The organism is Streptomyces sp. SID12501 (assembly GCF_010550245.1).
GTDB lineage: Bacteria > Actinomycetota > Actinomycetes > Streptomycetales > Streptomycetaceae > Streptomyces.
Genome location: NZ_JAAGLU010000590.1, coordinates 1 through 453, shown reverse-complemented (window position 1 = coordinate 453; position 453 = coordinate 1). Strand labels below are relative to the sequence as shown.

The 453-nt window shown below is 71.5% G+C and carries 1 protein-coding gene; it reads right to left on the bottom strand.

Going from position 1 to position 453, the window contains the following annotated elements; all coding sequences use genetic code 11:
* A partial coding sequence (locus G3I71_RS47425; protein WP_164325147.1) for a molybdopterin-dependent oxidoreductase occupies positions 1–453 on the bottom strand: 453 nt, incomplete at both ends.

The following is a 453-nucleotide window of genomic DNA, read 5'->3' as shown; positions in this document are numbered from 1 at the left end:
GAGGGCCACGCGCGCGAACTTGCTGTACGCGTAGGAGTCCTCGACGGTCAGCCGGCCACCTGTCAGCACACCGGCCCGGCCCCGGGCGGCGAGAAGACCGGCCGCTGCGGCTTCCAGCGCCTCGGGCCAGCTCGCCGGTTCCAGGACGCCGTCGGCGTTGCGGACCAGCGGGGTGGTGAGCCGGTCGCGCTGCTGGGCGTAACGGAAGCCGAACCTCCCCTTGTCGCAGATCCACTCCTCGTTGACCTCGGGCTCATTGGCCGCGAGGCGCCGCATGACCTTGCCGCGCCGGTGGTCGGTGCGCATCCCGCAGCCGCCGGAGCACTGCTCGCACACCGAGGGGGTGGAGACCAGGTCGAACGGGCGGGAGCGGAAGCGGTACGCCGCCGAGGTCAGCGCGCCGACCGGGCAGATCTGGATGGTGTTGCCGGAGAAGTACGACTCGAAGGGATC